Annotated in this window: 1 rRNA gene (only partly in view); it reads left to right on the top strand. The window is 52.7% G+C overall.

Annotated elements, in window-relative coordinates:
- Positions 1-201, top strand: a 23S ribosomal RNA gene (locus EOPP23_RS21295); its annotated part reaches 230 nt to the left of the window's first position; the annotation flags it as partial.

Below are 201 nucleotides of genomic sequence, written 5' to 3'. Positions count from 1 at the left end.
GGCCAGCCCGGTGATGGTTATCCGGGTTTAAAGTCGTAGGCAGTGGAATCAGGCAAATCCGGTTCCACTTATGCCGAGAACTGATGACGAACTCTCTACGGAGAGGAAGTGGTCGATGCCATGCTTCCAGGAAAAACTTCTAAGCATCAGGTCAAGGGGGACCGTACCCCAAACCGACACAGGTGGTCAGGTAGAGAATAC

Origin of the sequence: Endozoicomonas sp. OPT23 (assembly GCF_009653635.1) — a bacterium.
Classification (GTDB): Bacteria; Pseudomonadota; Gammaproteobacteria; order Pseudomonadales; family Endozoicomonadaceae; genus Endozoicomonas_A.
This window is presented reverse-complemented; position numbering and strand designations above follow the sequence as displayed.